This window comes from Agrobacterium pusense, assembly GCF_900102105.1.
Taxonomy (GTDB): domain Bacteria; phylum Pseudomonadota; class Alphaproteobacteria; order Rhizobiales; family Rhizobiaceae; genus Agrobacterium; species Agrobacterium pusense.
In genome coordinates, this window is sequence record NZ_FNBB01000002.1 from 507,612 (window position 1) to 526,040 (window position 18,429).

The following is an 18,429-nucleotide window of genomic DNA, read 5'->3' on the forward strand; positions in this document are numbered from 1 at the left end:
TGCCAGGTGAAGCCGCAAATTGCGGTCGAAATCACAAGCCTCTGCGCATAAATCTCCTCTGCTATTGGTCGGCTTTTAGGGGACAGCAAACAATTAATCAATGACCGCAATTGGCGCTTCTGCGCGATTATGGCCGTCGGCCCTAAGCGGACGGCAAAATTACGCCGGCGCGCGATTTCCATTCCGAAGCAAGAACCGCGTAAATATACTCGTCTCCCCAGACGTCTCGGAAGCGGTCGTTCTGGATCAAATGAGCTTCTCGACGCAGTCCAAGGCGCTCAACAACGCCGACCGAACCCTCATTCGCAGCGTCCAGCCGCGCGAAGATTCGATGAAATCCGATTGACGAGAAGCCTATGCTGACCATCGCGCCAACAGCCTCCGTTGCATACCCGTTCCCCGCGAATTCTGGATTGAAAATATATCCAACCTCTCCCTGCAGTGCATCAACACTTGCCAACTTCAACAGGACTTCACCGACCAGTGCGTTGTCAGCCTTTCGCTCGACGGCCAGTCGATAGGTGTCGCCATCCTTCTCAAATGGTGCCGCCAAAATCGCCGAGAACTGCTCTCGCAAAGCATCTCCAGTTGGAGGTGCAGCGTAAAGATACCGATAAACCTCCTGCAGAGAATGGTAGGCTGAATAGCCGGGGAAATCGCCTCTTGTGAATTCGCGCAGGACAAGGCGGTCCGTCGAAAGCGGTGCGCCTAATTTTTGAAGTTGCATCAAGTACCTGATTGATTTTTGCCCCTCCGGGAACTCCGGGGCGGCCTCGTTAAACTCGGCCTCTAGGTAGGTCGTCTTCCGTCGCTTACAATGGTACGACCCCTGCGCAATCCCGCCCGATAAATAACTTGCCGTGGCGGCTGCAAAAGGCGTTTGCCAACGGCATCATATCCAATACCTATCAACACGGCCAAGGGAGTGGATCGCATGAAAGGCTTTCGCGACAGTGTGTTGTTTCCGATCACCCTCTTGATCGGCGGCGTTATCGCGTTTTTTCTCTTTCTTTACGTGACTGGCCACGATCCGGACGAGCGACCTCTGACCTTGGTGGAATGGGTTATCGGCGGCACGCTGATCGGACCGGGTTTCGGGTATCTCATGAAATGGAGAAGAGCGAAGGATCGCCGGAGCGCAAATACGGAATGAAACCGTGTCTGCGATCGAACCCAAACCAGTCATTTGTGGGGGAATGCAAGAAAGCGGTGGCGACCCCTGCAGGACTCGAACCTGCGACCTACTGCTTAGAAGCTAGGTTTTTATGTAATGATTGCGAAATGCTGAGAACAAACTGCTTCTAATATCTGCTACCGAAAATCAATACGTTACATTTCGTTTGCAAACTGCTCTGCGTTTGTCTGACTGTATTTTTAAGATAGCGCGCCTCAACCTGCCGTGGCAAGCGCGGAATGAAAAAAGCCCGCATCAAGCGGGCTTCTTATTTGGCGTTGCACGATAATCTTCTAGCTTCCTTATGGCCTCCTCGGCGAGGGCGGCCTTGCCGCCAAGGTAGTGGGCATCGAGAATGCCCTCGACGTCTTTGAGGCTGTGGCCGGTGATTGCCGCGATCTGCGCCACTGAGCACCCTGCGATTGCCAGACGGGTGACCGCCGTACCACGGAGGTCGTGGAAAGTTAGGTCCGCGATACTGGCCTTGGCTTTTGCCTTCGTCCAGCTTGTGTTGAACCCGTCGGAGGTCCACGGCCGCTTGTCGCGTTTGTTGGTGAGGATGGTGGGCGAAATCCTCGGCATGCTATCCAGCAGCTGTCGAAGCTCGGTGCCAGCCGGTATCTTCACCCGGGCGCCGGTTTTTCCCTGCTTCACCTTGATGTGCGAGCCGTCGTAGTCGCTCCATGGAGCCTTGAGGATGTCTCCCTTGCGTTGGCCGGTCCACAGCGCCATGATCACTGCGGCTTTGATCTCGTCGGAAGCCACGGCGAAAAGGCGAGCCAAGGTTTCGTCGGTCCAGATGTTTTCGTTGCGGTCTACACTGTAGATGCGCCCGCCGCGTTCCGCCTGATTTATCGAGATCCGTCCACGGTCCTTTGCCACCGACAGAATGCGTGCAAGCACCATCCATGCGAAGTCGGCGCTGCGAGGCTTATCCGCCATGCCATCACGCCACTCCTTAAACTTGCCTCGCGCTCGCTTGTCCTGGATCGCGACGAGGCTCATCGTGCCGAATGCATCGCGCACCTTGTCGATGTAGCGACTGTATTCCTTCTGCGACTTCGGGGAGAGGCCGGTGAAGTCGGTGGACGATTTGTATTCGGTAATCAGCCGGTTCATGTTGTCGGTCTGGTCGACGAAGCGATCCTTCGTAGCTTCGACGAATGCCCGCATAAGCAGCGGATCGCCCGGTTGCAGCGGGCGGCCCGCCTTGTCTTTCAACAGCGGGCCGCCGCGCCAGGCGTAGCAGTATGTGATGGTCTTGCCGCTTGCTAGCCGCTTCTTGACCCTAGCTAGACCCTTGAGCTTTTCGCGCATTCTGCTCTCGCTCCCATCGTTCGAACTCGTCCTCGGTATTGTCGTTTGCGGGCTGCAGGACGCTTATCTCATCGAGCTTAGCGTCAATCGCGCGCTTGTCCCACTTGCGAGTGCCGGCAATAGCTGCCGGCATCTTGTGGGTCGATACCCACAGCGAGAAAGTCGACTGCCCTATGCCGAGATAAGCTGCGGCTTCTCTTCTGCCCATTAGGCGAGGGACGTTGTCATTTGCTGGTGACATGGCTGGCCTCCTGCTGGGAGGGTGCTGCGGGGAGAGACGGCAATGGCATCCAATGGGTCGGGTTGAACACGTAGTCTTTCTCATACCGGTCGCGCACGCCATTTATCCATCCTGGCTCGCCGGTTTCAGTTTCATTCCCATCGGGTTGCCAGTAAATGTCTCCGATAACATAAAGTTGGTCCGCTCCGATAACGCGCGTTCCATCTCTCGGCGCTGTCTCTATCGGCCGCCACCGCGCCACTTCCTGCACCTGTGCGGAAACCTTGCCGGTACCATCGCAGTTAGGGCATTCGGCTACTGCTTCGTCGCCAGCATCATTTTGATGCGGATGCCGATACCGCTCCCAATTGGTGACTATCTCACCATTGCCTTGGCACCGCTGGCAGGTTTCGGTTCGCTGTTCGTCGGCGTCCTGCACCTGTGCGGAGAGGGCGGCTTCAGTTATCGCTCGTCTGGCCACCTTTTCGACCTGATCGTCATTCCAGTGACCAATTGGATGCTCTTTGATCACGGACAACATTGCGCTCTTGACGCACTTCTCTACTATTTCACTCTGCATGGTGTTCGCCTCCTGTGCTGGCTAGGGCGGCCGCAGGCTGTTGCCAAACCCTGTTCACGGATTCCAAGAGAAGCTCTACACAAGAAACCTCCACGCTGACGTCGTGCTTGGTGCCGGAACTCATCTCGATGATGATCGAAGCTATATCGCTCGGACTATTCATAGGAGAGTAAAAGCGCAGCGACGCAGGGACGTATCGAATAGACGTGGCGGAAATCAGGTGAATGGGGACGCAAACCTTCCTTCCGAACGGAGAGGCCACCTCAAGAAAGTCATTGTATTTCCCCTTAACAACTCGGACCGGCGGCTCGTAGGATAGAGAGCGCTGCACGGCATCTGCATCTTCCTTCATCTTCTTTTTTTGCATCTCTTCGCGTTCTTCGCGCATGAGCTCATACTCTGACTTGAGGGTGATGGCGGACTTTTCGCGCTTCTTCCAAAACATCATCTTCTCCTCCCGTTATCATTAGCCGCTATGAGCTCACGCAGCTTGGAGGCGATGACGCGATTGCGGCCATCCTTGCGTCGCTCGTGCCATTTGGCGACTGCGACGAGAACGGCCGTCGGTGCGGTTCCGGATGAAAGGTTGGCTACGACTTCAAGACCGTCGCCGCCGTACGGGGCAGGGGTGTAGGTGGTGTCGCGTCTTCTCGACATGTTTGTTTCCTCGAGTGGTGGTGGTGGTGGTCAATAAGCCCACATCAGCACTGCGGTGATAAAGAGCAACAAAGCCAGAAAACTGGCTATGTCCTTCAACAGGTCGGCGTGCTCGGTGAGGATGATTTGCTTGACGGTCGGCTGTTCGATGACAGCCGCGCTCATTCGCCGGCCTCCAGCGCCTCGACACGGCCGACGCGAACAAACACCTCAAAGGTGCCGCCATGCTCTTTGTGAAGGCGTGCGGCTTCACCTAGCGCTGAATCGTAGGAGGGGTGCTCAAAAGGCCACATGCAGGGACGAATGCGTCCAGTGCTGTCGCCGCGGCGGAATACGAAGTGGCCACCGCCGACTTCCTCGCCGTTGCGGGGCTTCTTGGGGAAGCGGCGCATGTATTCGTATTTCGTCTTGGGCTTGCCGTGCTTCTTTGCCTTGTGGTCCGGGCGCTTCATTGGCTCGGCGGACTGGGCAATAGCGCCGTGTGCGGCAACGGCGATATCGTCGAATTCTTCGGGACGTGGTCTGTACATGGTTTATCTCCTCTTGTGGTGGCCAGCTTGGTTTGCCGGGACAAGAGGAGATATAGACCTACAAACTTATATCGTCAATCACAAAGTTTGTTATCTTGTGAATTTAGTATTTGCCGGCGAGAACGATCGGGTGAGTCGTTAGGACCTCATTGACGTCGAACTGGATTTCGATAGGAGGATTGTACTGCCGTAAAACTAGATTGTTCCCCTGCCGGCCAACGTACTCTTTGACGTATCCCCAAGGCGGAGAGCCGTCGTCCTCTATCGGTTTGAGCTGCACAATCACGTCGTCGCCTCGACGAGCGGGCTTGCCTGGGTGGACCCAAACGGTCTCGCCAGCTTTAAAGCGAGGATACATCGACTCCCCATCAATATAGACCGCATACGCTCCCGCTACGTTCTCTAGAGACGGAGGGCAGACCACATAGTCGATCACGCTGCCATTGAATATGTAACGCCCGTCCTCACCTCCAACGGCCATGCCCAGGACGGGGAGCATTTTGTTCGTTGTTACAATCTGTTGGCGGGGGGCAAGGGTGGCGTTAGGCGTTTGGCGAGTTGGTCGAAGCAAAGGAATTCGATCATCGAGATCAGGGACTTCTTCCTCAGTGCGTGGCATTTTTCGGAAGCCCAGATCTCGTACCCAAGCCTCCGCAGGAAGATCAGGTCCTGCGTCCCTCCTAACTGCTACCATAATTGAGTCGAGTTCTATTTCTCGCAGGCCAAGAGCACGCGCCGCAGCTTTCCAATAAGAAGGCTTGATAACATCCCCATTCAGCCAGTTACTGATGTTTTGCTGACTAGTGCCTACGACCCGAGCGAGCTCGCTTGCATTGCCGTCAAACTTTTCACGAAGCTTTTCGTTGAGAAGACGTGTAAGGGCCGTTTCCATCGCATTATCCTTAGTTTCCACAATGATTTAGCAAAAATAACGCATTTACACAAACAAACTTATTGACCTAAAAATTGTTTGTGTTAGTTTGTGAATCAACAGCGGCCAAACAAGAAGCCGACAGGGCAACAGACCCCAAGACGAACCTGCAGCATGAAAGGGAATGCGCATGTTTAAGGATTGCGAAAGAAGACGATCGACGACCCAAGCGCCGATCGGCATGAGCGCCATGACGGCGAGAAGAAGATGGGAGCATGAAGCTCCCGACCGCAGAAGAAGATGGCGGCCAGTGACCGGGCCGCCGTGAACGCCAGCAACCAACTGGCGATAACAAAACCAATAATGCCAGAAGGGGAGACGACTATGAGAAAGACAGCAAACAATGACTTCGAAAAATCAGCGCCGGTGGAGCATGAAGCTCTGCCGGCGTTGTCGTGCATGCAGCAAAAAACGAAAAGGGGCGTAATGAGCCGGCACCACCCGTAACTCCGCCCCTTCTCCGTACTAACACGCCGAGGAGACCTTCGCCGTAAGGCGGGATCAAAGCGCGTATTCCATATCCGCCACCACAGCGGACAATCAACCTCCTACACAAATTTGTAGGAATTGTCAAGCGGCATTCCGAGCCACCACCTCGCTATGCTGTAACCACCCGCTCCGAAAGGACGATGACATGAACAGCTTCCACGTTCTTCACTTCAAGCTGCGATCCGTCGTAGCGGCCAAGCTGCACGGCGCCGTTGCTCATTCCTTCGAAGCGCCCAATCCAAGCGAATCCGCCGGAATGGGCCAGAACGTCGTCACCGGCTGCGGGCCAGCGGGAAGGGTCGAGCCAAGCCTTTACGCCGACGTGGAAGACTGGCTCCATCACTTTCGTGTCGATGATGATCGCGTACCTGCCTTCAGGAATACGTTTGCGGCCGTCGTTGATGGGCTCGAATTTGAATTTACCGGCCTTGCGGTCGGAGATTTTGCCGTAGGTGCGGGCAACCGTGATCGGAGTGATGGAAGGGGAGGTTTCGGCCGCCTCGCGAGCCATCTCCGCCACATCTTCTTCGGAGACGCCGAGGAAGGCGGCAATCGCCGGGAATTGTCTTGGTCTCGGTATGACACCAGCTTTCCAGGTGCTGAAGGTCTGCTGAGGCACGCCTAACTCTTCGTAGACAGCGCGATCCTTAACGGCTCTCCGCTTCTGTTCTTTCAGTATCGACTGCAGGAGGCGCGACTTAACTTCAGGCATGCATCCACCTTGGTGAAATCTTGACAAATTTGTAAAAATAGTTTAGTTTCATAACCCTGTCGCTTTGTCAACCACAAGGCGGCCACCACCCAGAGGAGACGACATGACGCTTATCACCAGCACTATGCTGGCGGATATGCACGCGCGCCGTGAAAACGGTGAGAGCGTCGCAGATATCGCCGCCAGATACAACGTCAAGCCAATGGCAGCATACCAGCGGCTTCGGCGCACGTACGGCCTGCACAAGCAGCGCGCCTTCATTCCAGCCAATGACAACAATCCCGACCGCACGACGCACCTGTCGCCACACAACGGCGGATGCTCTACGCTTTCCGGCCTTATGCCGGTTTCGCTCCCGCGCGTTCTTGCCGCCGCAAACGACAATGATGAAGATCTGGCGGCCGGGCAGGCGGTCAACGACTACGCGCTGCGTGGGGTGGCGGCATGACCCGGCAAGAGGATTGCACGTACCTGTATTTCAAGGGGAGCGGGAAGTGGAAATACGAAGGCCGCGGGTTCTTTCCGACGGCTGACGTTTTCACCATCCAGCGCGAGCACATTGTCGCTGAAAACGGCGGCATGCCAGGCATCAGCACTCTCGGTGATGACCTGTTTGTAATCATCATCCCTGACGACAATTGCGCTCATCCCTTCGCATATCCACGGATGATTAAGCCGGAGGGTTTCGAATGACCTGCGACTGCGAATTTTTCAATTTCGGCGATCCGGTCCGCAACAGACAAAACCCTCATCTCACTGGCGTCGTCATCGGCGATCGCAACTGGGGTAGCGAGTACCAGGTGCGCCTCGCTGACGGCGCCTCGACGATCTGGTGGCACGGCTTCGAGATCGAGCACGATCCGGACGGTGAGCCGCCGGCGAAGGAAAACGACGACACCAACGTCGTCAAGGTCGACTTCACACAACGGCGCGTGATTACGCCAGATACAGAAACCGGGGGAGCGGCATAGCCGCAATCCCGCATCCACGCGCCAATCACGCTGTGTAACCCAGGAAGGAGTTGCGCGTTGGGTTTCGATAGCGGCTGGCTACCAACCAGCCGCACTTCACCACATCATTGAGGAGATATCCATGAGACAGGCGCACCTTGCGCATCAGACCGGGCTCACGCGCACCGGCAAGATCAACATGCTCAACCGCAAGCCTTATCGCACCGCTGCGCAGAAGGCCGAGGCACGTCGCACGGCTGAAAAGATCGGCGGCACATACGTCAGCAACGCACCTGTGAGCTATCACCGTGCGGTTCGGGCGAGGGCGGAGGGATGAAGATAAAAACCGAAGTCATCGTCATCCATGAAACCGTCCTTCAATCTTATCTCGTCGATAGTAGCACCTTCCTACTTTTCGCCGCGCTGATCGGACTCGGCGTCTATTTGGATAGTTCTGCCATGCAATGGGTCGGCGCGATCATCGGATTTCTAACGATGGCTGGGCGCATCAGTCGCCTCAACCGCTTAACGATCGATCAAGCGCGTAAGCGTCTTGATGCGTTGGGGGCGGGTGAATGACCAACCAAAAATCACCATGGCACACCGAATCCATCACGGCACCACCGCTCGACCACGTCCCTGTCACTCCGACGCCGCGCAAGTACGTTCGCCGTGGCTTAAAGCGCGCCGCTTTGGCCGGAGTAAGCGCAGCAGCGTCGATCGGCCTCATCATGCTGTTTCCGTTTGCGGTCGTCGCAATCGCCGTCCTCGGCGCATTCTGGTGGCTGAAATGCCTCCTTTACGCTCGCTGATCGCAAACTGGCAGTGGCTGATCGTCTTTGCAGCCGCTGCCTACATCGCAGCCATCATATTTACCGCACCACCACACTGAGGAGGCCATATGGCTATTTCACTTTCGTCCCTGAAGTCGACGAAGAGAGCAGACCCGCCTGTCATTCTGCTTTACGGCGTCGACGGCATAGGCAAGACCAGCCTAGCTGCTGAATTCCCTGACGCGCTTTATTTGCCAACAGAAGGCGAGCGCACACCGTCCGACGTTGAACTCGTCACGCCTGGCACCATTGAAAGCTTCGACGAACTGCTGGACGTTTTCGGCGAACTGCTCACCGAGGAACACGACCGCAAGACGGTTATTGTCGACAGCCTCGACGGTCTGGAGCCGCTTGTATGGGAAGCTACCTGCCGCCGCATCGGCGTGGCCTCAATCGAGGAGGCTGGGTTCGGCAAAGGTTACGTGGAAGCCGATAGCGAATGGAACGAGCTTATGGCGGCGGTCTCCGCCCTCGCTCAGCGTGGCATCTGCGTAGTGATGCTTGCGCACCCCGAGATCGTCCGCTTCGACAGCCCTGTCACAGACCCCTATAGCCGCTATCAGCCGAAGCTGCACAAGCGCGCCAATGCGCTGGTCCGCGAGAAGTCCGACATCGTCGCCTTCATGAACTACCGCGTCTCCATCAAGGAGAAGGAAGTCGCGCGACAAACGAAGGTCGCTCACGCTGAGGGTGGAAAGGAGCGGCAGATTCACCTCGTCGAGGGCGCCGGCTTCAACGCCAAGAATCGTTACTCGATGCCGGACGCAGTGCCTTATCGAAAAGGGCAGGGCTACGCAGAGTTGGCGAAGCACTTCCCGGCGCCCACGGGAGTGGCGGCCTAGCTGTGAAAGCCGACAACGACAACGAACAGCTTCCGCGTACTCGCGCGGAAGCGGCAAGTCTCGGGATAAAGCACTACTTCACAGGCCAGCCTTGCAAGCGCGGGCACATGGAGAAACGGCTAACCAGCAGCGGGCAATGCAAAGAGTGCGCCCGAACGTTGCAGCGTGCCGCATACCCAAGAAGGATTGAGAAAATCCTGTCTTATCAGTCGGAGTATAGGGACAGGAACAGGGAAAAGATTCGTGCTTACGCAAAGGAATGGAGGAAAAAAAATCCAGAGAAGTTTCTGATCGCCATAGATAGATGGAGGGACGAAAATCCAGATTATCGTAGCAGCAATCTGGAGCACTTCAGAAAGAAAGACAAAGAGTATCAGGCGAGAAGGCGCTCCACCCCAAAGGGGAGAATAGATGACGCAATCTCAGCAGGAATTAGAGATACTCTGAAAAGGGGACAAAAACGCGGCACAAGATGGGAAATGCTTGTCGGCTACAGCGTCGACGAACTCATGATGCATCTTGAGAAACGTTTTGAGCCAGGGATGAGTTGGGACAATTACGGTGAATGGCACATGGATCACCGTATACCCAAGACCGCATTCAACTATGAGACAGTAGACGACATCGATTTCAAGAGATGTTGGGCGCTAGAAAACCTGCGCCCAATGTGGGCGAAGGAAAACATGCGCAAAGGGGCAAAACTGGATGCTCCATTCCAACCAAGCTTGTTGATCGCAACCAACGACAACAAGAAAAACACCACACCACAGGAGACCACGAATGGCTAATCTTGGAACTAAGTTCAATGCGCAGGATCACGACACAGAACAACGCGACTACGAGGAGCTCCCGAATGGAATCTACTCCTTGGAGATTGAGGCGAGCGATGTAGCGCCCAACAAAGCTGGCACTGGTACCGTCCTGAAAACCACGATGACAGTGATTGAGCCCGAACCCTACAAAGGGCGCAAGTTGTTCACCCAATTCAACATTGAACACAACAATCCCCAGGTTCAGGAGATCGCGCAAAGACAATTCGCTAGCCTTTGCCGCGCAATGTCCGTGGACAGCGTAGAAGATTCTGAACAGCTTCATTTCCTCGCGTTTACCGCCAAGGTCGGACTTGGGAAGCCGTCCAAAGACGGCCAATATCCAGCTCGTGCAGAAATTCGGCGTTATTACTTTCCCGATGAAGGAAACGTCCCAGCCCCGGCTATCGACGCCAACCAGCCTGCGCCACAGCCAGCGGCCGCTAACGACAACCGCCGCACCGCAGCCAGCAACGACAACAAGCCTGCCGCTGCGGCTGCCGCTGGAACGACGCGCCGGCCTTGGGGGGGCAAGTAACCATCAGCGCGGGCTGCCTCACCAGCGGCCCGCTATTTCACCACATCACCGAGGAGACACCCATGCACCTTGTCATCCACAAGGAAGACCTGACGCGTGCGCTTGCCGCCACGACGAAGGTCGTCGAAGCAAGATCCACCATCCCCATCCTGTCGAGTGCCCAGCTTGCTGCCGCAGGCGACGGGCTTGCGATAACGGCGACCGACCTCGACATCAGCGCCACTGCAGGCGTGCCGGCGGAGGTCGCCAAGCCCGGCAACATCTGCGTTAGCGCCAAGCTGCTCAACGACATCGCCCGCAAGGCGACCGGCGACATTACTATGTCTCTGGAGGGTGACAAACTTTCGGTCAAATCCGGCCGCTCGCGTTTTTCGCTTTCGACGCTGTCGGCAGAAGACTTCCCGACGCTTGGCGAAGACAAGTTCGACGCTGAATTCGAGATCGATCTGGCCGCACTGTTTGCACCGGTGTCGTTCGCGATCTCGACAGAGGAAACGCGCTATTATCTGAACGGCGTGTTCTTCAAGGGCGGCAGCAAGTCGGAAGCAGTTGCCACCGACGGCCATCGTCTCGGACGTAACATCGGCCCTGAGTTGCCAACCTTCGATGGCGTCATCGTACCCCGTAAGACCGTCGGCCTGCTTCCGAAGGGCAAGGTGCAGGTGGCCGTCAGCCAGCAGAAAATCCGCATCGTGTCGGACGACGTGCGCATCACGTCGAAGCTGATCGACGGCACATTTCCTGACTACGAGCGCGTCATTCCTACGAGCAACGAACGTGTCATCACCGTTGATCGTGACGCGCTGATGAAGGCGTCTGACCGGGTTTCGACCGTGTCGTCTGAACGCGGCCGCGCCGTGAAGTTCAGCATCGCGCCAGGCAGCATCGCGCTTGCTGTCGCGGCGGGCGAGGCGTCGGCAAATGACGAAGTCGAGGCAGAATACAGCGGAGAGCCGATGGATATCGGTTTCAACGCGGCTTACGTCCGCGACGTGCTCAACGTGTTGCCGACCGGTCCGGTCAAGCTGGCCTTGCAGGATGGCGGCACGCCGGGGCTGATCACGTCCGATGGCTTTGAGGGGCTGACGCTCGTTTGCATGCCGATGAGGGTGTAGACGATGGTAGCCGTTTTTATTTTCGCTTCTGGGGTGGGGTCATAATGGCCCCATTACCCAAGCCGGAATCCAACACTGTCAGAGCTATATACCAAGCCTACGAAGCCGCAGCCTCATCATGGGACAGCCTCGGCATATCCGTCGGCGAGGCCAACAACCCATGTGATCGCGCCCTTTGGTACAGCTTCCGCTGGGCATCACCGCTTGAAAAGCATCACGGCCGTCAGCTGCGATTGTTCGAAACCGGGAATCTTGAGGAATCGCGATTGGTCGAAGACCTCGAACGCGTCGGCGTCGATGTCTATGGCCAGCAGGACAAGATCAGGCTGGTGCAGGGCCACGTCCGCGGCAAGTGCGACGGCAAGGCCATGGGCGTCGTCGAGGCGCCTAAGACCGAGCATTTGCTCGAATTCAAGTCCAGCAATGCGAAGGGCATGAAGGAGATAGTCAAGAAAGGATGCAAGGAAGCGAAACCGCTCCACTACGGCCAGTGCCAGCTCGGCATGCATGCCTTTGGTCTGTCTCGCTGCCTCTATCTCGTCAGCTGCAAGGATGACGACACGCTATACGCTGAACGCATCGAATACGATCCGGAGTTCTGCTTGCGCCTGCTGGCGCGGTTAGAACGCATCATTAATTCGCCTGAGCCGCCGTCGCGCATCAACCATGCCCCGGACTGGTTTGAGTGCGCCTTCTGCAAACACAAGCCTGTGTGCAAGGAGAGTGCATGGCCACGCGTCACCTGTCGATCCTGCATTCACTCGTCGCCAGAAATGGGCGGCGACGGTCATTGGTCCTGCGCACGCTGGGCAAAGCCGATTTCATTCGACGAGCAAAAGGAAGGCTGCCCCACGCATCTCACCATCCCGGCTCTTGTGCCAGGCGAACAAACGGATTGCGACGAGGAAGCTGAGACGATCACGTACGTGCTGCGAGACGGCACGACATGGATTGATGGCGCCACCAACGCCTAACACCACATGAGGAGACCACCATGCCGCTTGTTGCACGCACGCCGCTTGTAGCTGCCAATGATAACAATCTGCGCAGTCCCGAGTTCGACCGCAAGCTTCTGGCCTACGAGCCGGCTTTACGAAGACTGGCGCGAAAGATCACAAAGAACGAAGACGCGGCCGACGAACTGTTTCAGTCGGCGATGGTCGTCATGTTGCGCCGTCATCGGGAATGCCGGCTTGAGACCTTTTGGACATGGGCCGTCCTCTGTGTTCGGGGTACGGCCCAGGAATTCGTTCGCACAAATTCCACCAAGTCGCGGTCCGCTGAGGTCTGCAGTCTCTCGGCCTTTGAGGAACTGCCGGGTTCCACTGATCCGCACCAGGAGGAGGGCACCGACCTGTCTCGCGTTGTTTCCCTGCTGGAAGGCCGCAATGGCACGATGCTGATGCGCCGGGCGATGGGCGAGACGCTGGAAGCTATCGGCAACGACCACGGCCTCACCAAGGAGCGCGTGCGCCAGATCGTCATCAAGGAGCGGGCGAGGGTGCTTGGGCTGCTGCGGGAGGCGGGTTAGTCCAAAACGTCGAATCCTGTCGAGGCAAACGCAACTCGAACCTGCTTCGATCCGTGCATACGGTAATGGACGATGAAGCCCAGTACAAAACCGCCCTGCTGATTCTGGTCGAGAAATCTTACGTTGAAAACGCTCGTGGATACTGCAGGCATATCACTCGAGAAGCGCCCAGCGAGACGGAAAGGAACGTCAAATACGTGCTCACGCTTTTTCTCGATTACTACGTCGTAAAGTGCGGCAACAAGATCGCGAACTTCTTCCGCTCCACGGTGAATAAGCACCCAGTCAGGGTACTCCAACCTGATGCTTTGGACATAGAGCGGTAGCCGATTGTGGTTGACTATCTCGATGGCGACCCTGTGGCGGTAGTTTTTCCCATCGTCTGGTAGCTGATAGGCGCTGAATACAGGCTCTACGTCTCCGAGAACCGCGTCCGCTTGTCTTTTGGCTTGGCGCGCCGACGAAAAAGCAAAAGCAGCCGCGAGAATTGCGGCGAGCGCAGATAACCCTGCAATCCAATCGTTTATCTCAAGGTCTGGAATCTCGTATGCTCCAACTTCGCCACTACCAAGAAGAAGCAGAAAACGCCGTTTTCGACTACTGGTCAACGACGGCTGGCAATCCGCTTGTGGATCTCGCGACAGGCTGCGGGAAGTCGCTGCTGATGGCTTCGCTCATCAAGAGGCTGGTTGAAGGATGGCCGGACATGCGCATCCTTGTCGCTACCCACGTCGCCGAGCTGATCGAGCAGAATTACCTTGAGCTGCTTGGCATCTGGCCTTTCGCGCCGGCGGGGATTTTCTCTGCTGGTCTCGGCCGCCGTGACGCGCGTAGCCAAATCATCTTCGCCGGCATCCAGACCGTGCACAGTAAAGCTGAACTCATCGGGCATATCGACGTGCTGATGGTAGACGAGTGCCATCTGATCCCCGCCAACAGCAACACGATGTACGGCCGTTTCATCGCGGCCCTGCGAGCGATCAATCCGGATATGAAAATCCTGGGGCTCACCGCCACGCCTTACCGGCTGGACACAGGCCGGTTGGATGAGGGCGATGATCGGCTGTTCGACCAGATCGTCTATACCTACGGCATCGCCGATGGTGTTGCTGACGGCTATCTCGCACCGCTTTCGTCCAAGGCTACTGCCACGACGTTCGACATGAAGGGCGTCGGAAGGCAGGGCGGCGACTATAAGCAATCCGCGTTGCAGGCTGCCGTGGACAAGATGGACGTCACGCGTTCCGCCGTGGACGAGATCGTCGCAAAGGGCGCCGACCGCAAGTCCTGGCTTTGCTTCTGCTCCGGCGTCGAACACGCCGAGCACGTGCGTGACGAAATCCGTTCGCGCGGCATCTCCTGCGAGATGATTAGCGGCGAAACGCCGAAGGATGAGCGCCGGCGCATCATCGAGGACTTCAAGTCCTACAAGATCCGCGCGCTGACCAACAACTCGGTTCTGACCACCGGCTTCAATCACAAGGGTGTCGACCTTATCGCGGCATTGCGCCCGACGTTGTCAGTTTCGCTGTACGTGCAGATGATGGGCCGCGGCACTCGCGTCATATACGCGCCTGGCATGCCTCTCGACACGCCTCAGGAGCGCATTGCTGCAATCAAAGCTGGCCCGAAACCTTCGTGCCTTGTGCTGGACTTCGCCGGTCTCGTCGACAAGCACGGACCGGTCGACATGGTGCAGCCAAAGACGCCCAACAAGGGCGACGGCGAAGCGCCAGTGAAGGTTTGCCCGTTCGACGTCGAGGACAAGAATGGTCGCTTCGGCTGTGGCGAGAAGGTGCATGCCTCAGCGCGCACGTGCTCATGCTGCGGCTATGAGTTTGATATCGATGACAGCCCGAAGATTACGGCGACGGCTGCTGATACGCCGATCATGTCGACGGCAGAACCAGAACCCCGCACCGTCACATCGCGCAGCTTCTACTACCACGAAGGGAAGGGCGATAAGCCGCCGTCGGTGAAGGTCAGCTACATGGTCGGCATGACGGCGATCAACGAGTGGGTTTGTCCGCAGCATAGCGGGTTCCCGAAGTCAAAGGCCGATCGATACTGGCGAGCGCATGGCGGTAAGATGCCGTTCCCCAAGACCGTGTTGGAATGGATCGAGCGGCAGGCAGAACTTGCCGACATCGTCGAGATCACGGTTAAGCCGCGCCAGAAGTACTGGGACGTTGTCGGTCATGTGGTCGGCGCGGCCAATGACAATCGAGTGTCACCGGCGAATGACAACGCGCCGGAAGAAGAGGATTGGCGGGTGTTGATGGATGATGACGTGCCGTTCTAATCTTGACAAATTTGTAAAAACGGTATAGCTTCAAACTCTACGCCACACCAATGGCGTCACCACAGTGAGGAGATAGATATGAGCAGAACAACGTACAGGCGTGCCTGCGCTCTGGCTGAGCATTACTTGGCGATTGACCAGCGCGAGATATGGCTCGACGAGAATGACCCACACCTTCCATGGGATAAGGTGACGAGCGTAAAGGCTGGCGGTGGGTATCGTCTCAATGGTCCAACCGGCGTTCGCATCGAAGCCAACGACCCAGCCGGCCTGTCATTCTTGTGGCTCGTGGATTTTGAGTCCCGCGACGCAAATGGGTCCAGCATCAACCAATTTGATCGTGTCGCAATGCTGAACATGGCCAGAAGACTTCCGCCGCATGTCCGCGAGAAGTTTGCACAATTTCTGACCGACGAAGTTCTGCCGGCTGTTCAGCAGCGGACTGCTGAGTTTGAGGAACAGATGAAGAAGCAGCGAGATAGTCTCGAAATCCTGCAGTCGATCATCCTCAACGTCGGAGCCGCAGCATGACCAAACCAGCCAACGACAACTATTTGGCGGCCGACGTCGCCAACCTCGAAGCGCTTTTCGCCGACATGCTGGCCGCATATCCCGAGCTCGAAGCTGACGAAGAGCTTCGCGCTGATATGCTGGAAGGCGAGACCAACTTCCACGCCGTCCTGACGCGCCTCGTAAACGGCGAGCGTGACGCCGACAGTCTGGCCAAAGCCGTGGCCGGTCGCATCTCCGATCTACAGGCGCGCAAGTCACGCGCTGAGCGCCGCAAGGAGGCCATGCGCAGCCTGATGTTCAAGTTGCTGAAGGCTGCCGGCGTGCCGCGCGTGCCGCTGGCAGAAGCAACGATATCCATCGGCAAGAAGGCTGCGTCGGTTGAGATCGTCGACGAGGCCGCGTTGCCCAAGGCCTACGTGCGCGTTTCGACATCGCCCGACAAGACTGCCATTAAGGAAGCGTTGCAGGCTGGGGCGTCTGTTCCAGGGGCGAAGATGGGCGAGGCGGGTGAGCAATTGTCGGTGAGGGTGGCTTGACAATCCACTATCACGGAACGCCGCTCACGCCGCGCTCCGAGTTACTCAAGATGGCAGGCAAACACTTCTGTGTCTCTTATGCCAATCCAGGTGATGCGGAGTGGTGTCTTCAAAACGGCCAGTCGGTGATGTGGGACAACGGCGCCTTCACCTTTTACAGAGGCGGCAAAAAAACAGACTGGACGAAGTACTACAGCTGGCTGGAAAGCAAGCTCGGTCATCCGCATTGGGCAGTAGTGCCGGACGTGATCGATGGAACGGTAGAGGAGCAGCGGGAGCTTGTAGCGCAATGGCCCTTCCCGAAAACGCTTTCCGCTCCTGTTTGGCACACCGGTCTATCGATCGACTACCTTCTTGAGCTCGCCGAAAACTGGCCGAGGATCTGTTTCGGCTCTTCTGGTGCATACTGGCAGGTTGGCTCAGCAGCTTGGGAGAGAAGAACCGACGAGGCATTCAATGCGCTCGAGAAGCGAGGTATTCGTCCTTGGGTACATATGCTTCGCGGCTTGGCGATGTGTGGGGATAGATGGCCATTCGCCAGCGCCGACAGCGTTAACGTGGCGCGAAACTTCAAAGACACACCAATCTGTCCGGAGCGAATGGCGCGACGGATTGATGCCGTGCAGTGCCCCTTTAAGTGGACGCTGAAGACTACCACCAACCACCACAGAGGAGACTTATTCAATGACATCGCGTGCTAACACTGGCGGCTACGAGCCGCGCTTCCAAATCGAACGCACAGACGGACAGCCGATTGCATCTGAACGCCGCTACATGGTTCTATCGTTCGACGGCAGCGATCCTGATGCGGTCGAAGCGCTGCTGCATTATGCTGCCCTAAAAGACTCCGCAAATCCGACTTTGGCTGCAGACCTTCGCGCCCACATCGCCGATCCAGCTAACGCACCGGCCCAGCACCGCTATGCGTAAGTTGGCTCTTTTGGTGGCGGCTTTTGCCGCTACCGTCCCAGCCGCCAATTGGATGATCGGCAACGTTGGGACGGTTTGCTTACCTGGCGGTCCTTGCTTAATTCCTGTTGGCTTTGGGCTAACTGCGCCGTCTGGCGTCCTTCTGGTGGGTGTTGCTTTGGTGCTCCGGGACATGGTGCATGAGGCAGGGGGAGCAAAGGCAGCGATCGCCGCGATTTTTATCGGTGGCGTTCTGTCGGCGTTGTTCGCACCGGCCGCACTCGTTGTCGCTTCTGTGCTGGCCTTTGTTCTGGCTGAACTGGCGGACATGTTCGTCTACGCCCCACTGCGGGAAAAGCGATTAGGGTTGGCGGTTTTTGCGAGTGGCGCCGTAGGCGCAATAGTAGACAGCGTTGTTTTCTTGGCGCTGGCCTTTGGTTCGCTGGAGTATGTAGAGGGGCAAGTGCTTGGCAAGTTGTGGATGAGCCTATTAGCTTTCGCGTTCATCGCAAGCCGCCGGCGCTGGGTGCAGGCATGACCAAAATCCCAACAACCCCGAGACAACACACGCCCACAGTCGACGCCGACCACAACCCGACGACCTGCTTTGTCTGCGGCATGCACGCCTTCGGTATCGGCGTGAACGCCAACGGCCGAGACAAAGACCCTCACTACATCTGCCGGAGGTGCGCCGTGGGCATCGATAATTACAAGAAAATCGATCGCCTCGACGACTACGAGCTGCGTGCCCTGGATGCCGGCGTTGATGCCGTCGGCGAATACATCGCCGAGCACGGCGTGACGGACTTAGCGCATTTCGACGAACTCATGCAGCGCATGATGGTGAAGGCGGCGTGGGAAGGCTGTGCTCGGGGGCTGCGGGCGGCGCTGAGCGAGGCGCCGTTTTGATTGCAATGGTCCCAAAACCTCGCGTATTACTA

General features: G+C 57.1%; 31 protein-coding genes. 20 read left to right on the forward strand and 11 right to left on the reverse strand.

Annotated features, from left to right (window positions below; translation table 11 throughout):
* Positions 1-142 precede the first annotated feature (142 nt).
* A complete protein-coding gene (locus tag BLU28_RS07120; RefSeq protein ID WP_006698802.1) occupies positions 143-727 on the reverse strand; it encodes a GNAT family N-acetyltransferase in 585 nt (194 codons plus the stop codon).
* A 207-nt stretch (positions 728-934) separates the two neighbouring features.
* Between BLU28_RS07120 and BLU28_RS07130 the strand changes: the two genes are divergently transcribed.
* The gene (locus tag BLU28_RS07130) at positions 935-1,153 is read left to right on the forward strand and encodes a hypothetical protein (RefSeq protein ID WP_077986204.1); all 219 of its coding nucleotides are present in this window, start codon (positions 935-937) and stop codon (positions 1,151-1,153) included.
* Between the two features lie 276 nt (positions 1,154-1,429).
* Here BLU28_RS07130 and BLU28_RS07135 read toward each other — a convergent pair whose 3' ends face one another.
* The 9 genes from BLU28_RS07135 to BLU28_RS07175 form a co-directional block, all read right to left on the reverse strand.
* The gene (locus BLU28_RS07135; RefSeq protein WP_077986203.1) at positions 1,430-2,491 is read right to left on the reverse strand and encodes a tyrosine-type recombinase/integrase; all 1,062 of its coding nucleotides are present in this window, start codon (positions 2,489-2,491) and stop codon (positions 1,430-1,432) included.
* Positions 2,463-2,732, reverse strand: coding sequence for a helix-turn-helix transcriptional regulator (locus tag BLU28_RS07140; protein ID WP_077986202.1), 270 nt, complete (start codon positions 2,730-2,732; stop codon positions 2,463-2,465). The genes BLU28_RS07135 and BLU28_RS07140 overlap by 29 nt, the downstream gene beginning before the upstream one ends.
* On the reverse strand, positions 2,716-3,291 hold the full coding sequence (locus tag BLU28_RS07145; RefSeq protein WP_077986201.1) for a DUF551 domain-containing protein: 576 nt from the start codon (positions 3,289-3,291) through the stop codon (positions 2,716-2,718). The genes BLU28_RS07140 and BLU28_RS07145 overlap by 17 nt, the downstream gene beginning before the upstream one ends.
* Complete coding sequence (locus BLU28_RS07150; protein WP_077986200.1) at positions 3,281-3,736, reverse strand: hypothetical protein; 456 nt, start codon at positions 3,734-3,736, stop codon at positions 3,281-3,283. Before BLU28_RS07150 ends, BLU28_RS07145 begins: the two co-directional genes overlap by 11 nt.
* Entirely contained in the window at positions 3,736-3,948 is a 213-nt protein-coding gene (locus tag BLU28_RS07155) for a hypothetical protein (protein WP_077986199.1), read from the reverse strand. Before BLU28_RS07155 ends, BLU28_RS07150 begins: the two co-directional genes overlap by 1 nt.
* A 30-nt stretch (positions 3,949-3,978) precedes the next feature.
* Complete coding sequence (locus BLU28_RS26770) at positions 3,979-4,113, reverse strand: hypothetical protein (protein ID WP_267889668.1); 135 nt, start codon at positions 4,111-4,113, stop codon at positions 3,979-3,981.
* Positions 4,110-4,478, reverse strand: a complete 369-nt coding sequence (locus BLU28_RS07160) for a hypothetical protein (RefSeq protein WP_077986198.1) — start codon at positions 4,476-4,478, stop codon at positions 4,110-4,112. The genes BLU28_RS26770 and BLU28_RS07160 overlap by 4 nt, the downstream gene beginning before the upstream one ends.
* A 103-nt stretch (positions 4,479-4,581) precedes the next feature.
* Positions 4,582-5,370, reverse strand: coding sequence for a LexA family transcriptional regulator (locus tag BLU28_RS07165; RefSeq protein WP_077986197.1), 789 nt, complete (start codon positions 5,368-5,370; stop codon positions 4,582-4,584).
* A 637-nt stretch (positions 5,371-6,007) separates the two neighbouring features.
* Complete coding sequence (locus tag BLU28_RS07175) at positions 6,008-6,610, reverse strand: hypothetical protein (protein ID WP_234794377.1); 603 nt, start codon at positions 6,608-6,610, stop codon at positions 6,008-6,010.
* A 103-nt stretch (positions 6,611-6,713) separates the two neighbouring features.
* Here BLU28_RS07175 and BLU28_RS07180 point away from each other — a divergent pair, with 103 nt between their 5' ends.
* From BLU28_RS07180 to BLU28_RS07235, 12 genes are all read left to right on the forward strand, one after another.
* Complete coding sequence (locus BLU28_RS07180) at positions 6,714-7,058, forward strand: hypothetical protein (protein ID WP_077986195.1); 345 nt, start codon at positions 6,714-6,716, stop codon at positions 7,056-7,058.
* Complete coding sequence (locus tag BLU28_RS07185; protein WP_077986194.1) at positions 7,055-7,303, forward strand: hypothetical protein; 249 nt, start codon at positions 7,055-7,057, stop codon at positions 7,301-7,303. The genes BLU28_RS07180 and BLU28_RS07185 overlap by 4 nt, the downstream gene beginning before the upstream one ends.
* On the forward strand, positions 7,300-7,581 hold the full coding sequence (locus BLU28_RS07190; RefSeq protein ID WP_077986193.1) for a hypothetical protein: 282 nt from the start codon (positions 7,300-7,302) through the stop codon (positions 7,579-7,581). Before BLU28_RS07185 ends, BLU28_RS07190 begins: the two co-directional genes overlap by 4 nt.
* Before the next feature lie 121 nt (positions 7,582-7,702).
* On the forward strand, positions 7,703-7,897 hold the full coding sequence (locus tag BLU28_RS07195) for a hypothetical protein (protein WP_077986192.1): 195 nt from the start codon (positions 7,703-7,705) through the stop codon (positions 7,895-7,897).
* Complete coding sequence (locus BLU28_RS07200) at positions 7,894-8,139, forward strand: hypothetical protein (protein ID WP_077986191.1); 246 nt, start codon at positions 7,894-7,896, stop codon at positions 8,137-8,139. The genes BLU28_RS07195 and BLU28_RS07200 overlap by 4 nt, the downstream gene beginning before the upstream one ends.
* Complete coding sequence (locus tag BLU28_RS07205) at positions 8,136-8,372, forward strand: hypothetical protein (RefSeq protein WP_077986190.1); 237 nt, start codon at positions 8,136-8,138, stop codon at positions 8,370-8,372. Before BLU28_RS07200 ends, BLU28_RS07205 begins: the two co-directional genes overlap by 4 nt.
* Before the next feature lie 89 nt (positions 8,373-8,461).
* Entirely contained in the window at positions 8,462-9,235 is a 774-nt protein-coding gene (locus BLU28_RS07210; protein ID WP_077986189.1) for an ATP-binding protein, read from the forward strand.
* A 158-nt stretch (positions 9,236-9,393) separates the two neighbouring features.
* A complete protein-coding gene (locus BLU28_RS07215) occupies positions 9,394-10,023 on the forward strand; it encodes a hypothetical protein (protein ID WP_139362642.1) in 630 nt (209 codons plus the stop codon).
* A complete protein-coding gene (locus tag BLU28_RS07220; RefSeq protein ID WP_077986187.1) occupies positions 10,016-10,582 on the forward strand; it encodes a DUF669 domain-containing protein in 567 nt (188 codons plus the stop codon). The genes BLU28_RS07215 and BLU28_RS07220 overlap by 8 nt, the downstream gene beginning before the upstream one ends.
* Before the next feature lie 62 nt (positions 10,583-10,644).
* The gene (gene dnaN, locus BLU28_RS07225) at positions 10,645-11,697 is read left to right on the forward strand and encodes a DNA polymerase III subunit beta (protein ID WP_077986186.1); all 1,053 of its coding nucleotides are present in this window, start codon (positions 10,645-10,647) and stop codon (positions 11,695-11,697) included.
* 44 nt (positions 11,698-11,741) lie between these two features.
* Positions 11,742-12,671, forward strand: a complete 930-nt coding sequence (locus tag BLU28_RS07230) for a PDDEXK family nuclease (RefSeq protein WP_077986234.1) — start codon at positions 11,742-11,744, stop codon at positions 12,669-12,671.
* A gap of 20 nt (positions 12,672-12,691) precedes the next feature.
* Positions 12,692-13,228: a sigma-70 family RNA polymerase sigma factor gene (locus tag BLU28_RS07235; RefSeq protein WP_077986185.1), complete on the forward strand. Its 537-nt coding sequence runs from the start codon at positions 12,692-12,694 to the stop codon at positions 13,226-13,228.
* On the opposite strand, the gene BLU28_RS26265 is transcribed toward BLU28_RS07235, so the two are convergent.
* A complete protein-coding gene (locus tag BLU28_RS26265; RefSeq protein ID WP_175477666.1) occupies positions 13,225-13,836 on the reverse strand; it encodes a hypothetical protein in 612 nt (203 codons plus the stop codon). The genes BLU28_RS07235 and BLU28_RS26265 overlap by 4 nt on opposite strands.
* On the opposite strand from BLU28_RS26265, the gene BLU28_RS07245 reads away from it, so the two are divergent.
* The 7 genes from BLU28_RS07245 (at position 13,776) to BLU28_RS07275 (ending at position 18,397) form a co-directional block, all read left to right on the forward strand.
* Positions 13,776-15,530, forward strand: coding sequence for a DEAD/DEAH box helicase (locus BLU28_RS07245; RefSeq protein WP_077986183.1), 1,755 nt, complete (start codon positions 13,776-13,778; stop codon positions 15,528-15,530). The genes BLU28_RS26265 and BLU28_RS07245 overlap by 61 nt on opposite strands.
* A gap of 78 nt (positions 15,531-15,608) precedes the next feature.
* A complete protein-coding gene (locus BLU28_RS07250; RefSeq protein ID WP_077986182.1) occupies positions 15,609-16,061 on the forward strand; it encodes a hypothetical protein in 453 nt (150 codons plus the stop codon).
* Entirely contained in the window at positions 16,058-16,579 is a 522-nt protein-coding gene (locus tag BLU28_RS07255) for a siphovirus Gp157 family protein (protein WP_077986181.1), read from the forward strand. The genes BLU28_RS07250 and BLU28_RS07255 overlap by 4 nt, the downstream gene beginning before the upstream one ends.
* Positions 16,576-17,280 carry a hypothetical protein gene (locus BLU28_RS07260; RefSeq protein ID WP_077986180.1) on the forward strand — a complete coding sequence of 235 codons (705 nt, stop codon included), beginning with the start codon at positions 16,576-16,578 and terminating at the stop codon, positions 17,278-17,280. The genes BLU28_RS07255 and BLU28_RS07260 overlap by 4 nt, the downstream gene beginning before the upstream one ends.
* Positions 17,264-17,509 (forward strand): hypothetical protein, encoded by a 246-nt coding sequence (locus BLU28_RS07265; RefSeq protein WP_077986179.1) that lies wholly within the window; start codon positions 17,264-17,266, stop codon positions 17,507-17,509. Before BLU28_RS07260 ends, BLU28_RS07265 begins: the two co-directional genes overlap by 17 nt.
* A 172-nt stretch (positions 17,510-17,681) precedes the next feature.
* Positions 17,682-18,026: a VUT family protein gene (locus BLU28_RS07270; RefSeq protein ID WP_234794378.1), complete on the forward strand. Its 345-nt coding sequence runs from the start codon at positions 17,682-17,684 to the stop codon at positions 18,024-18,026.
* Entirely contained in the window at positions 18,023-18,397 is a 375-nt protein-coding gene (locus BLU28_RS07275; RefSeq protein WP_077986177.1) for a DUF6511 domain-containing protein, read from the forward strand. Before BLU28_RS07270 ends, BLU28_RS07275 begins: the two co-directional genes overlap by 4 nt.
* Positions 18,398-18,429 lie beyond the last annotated feature (32 nt).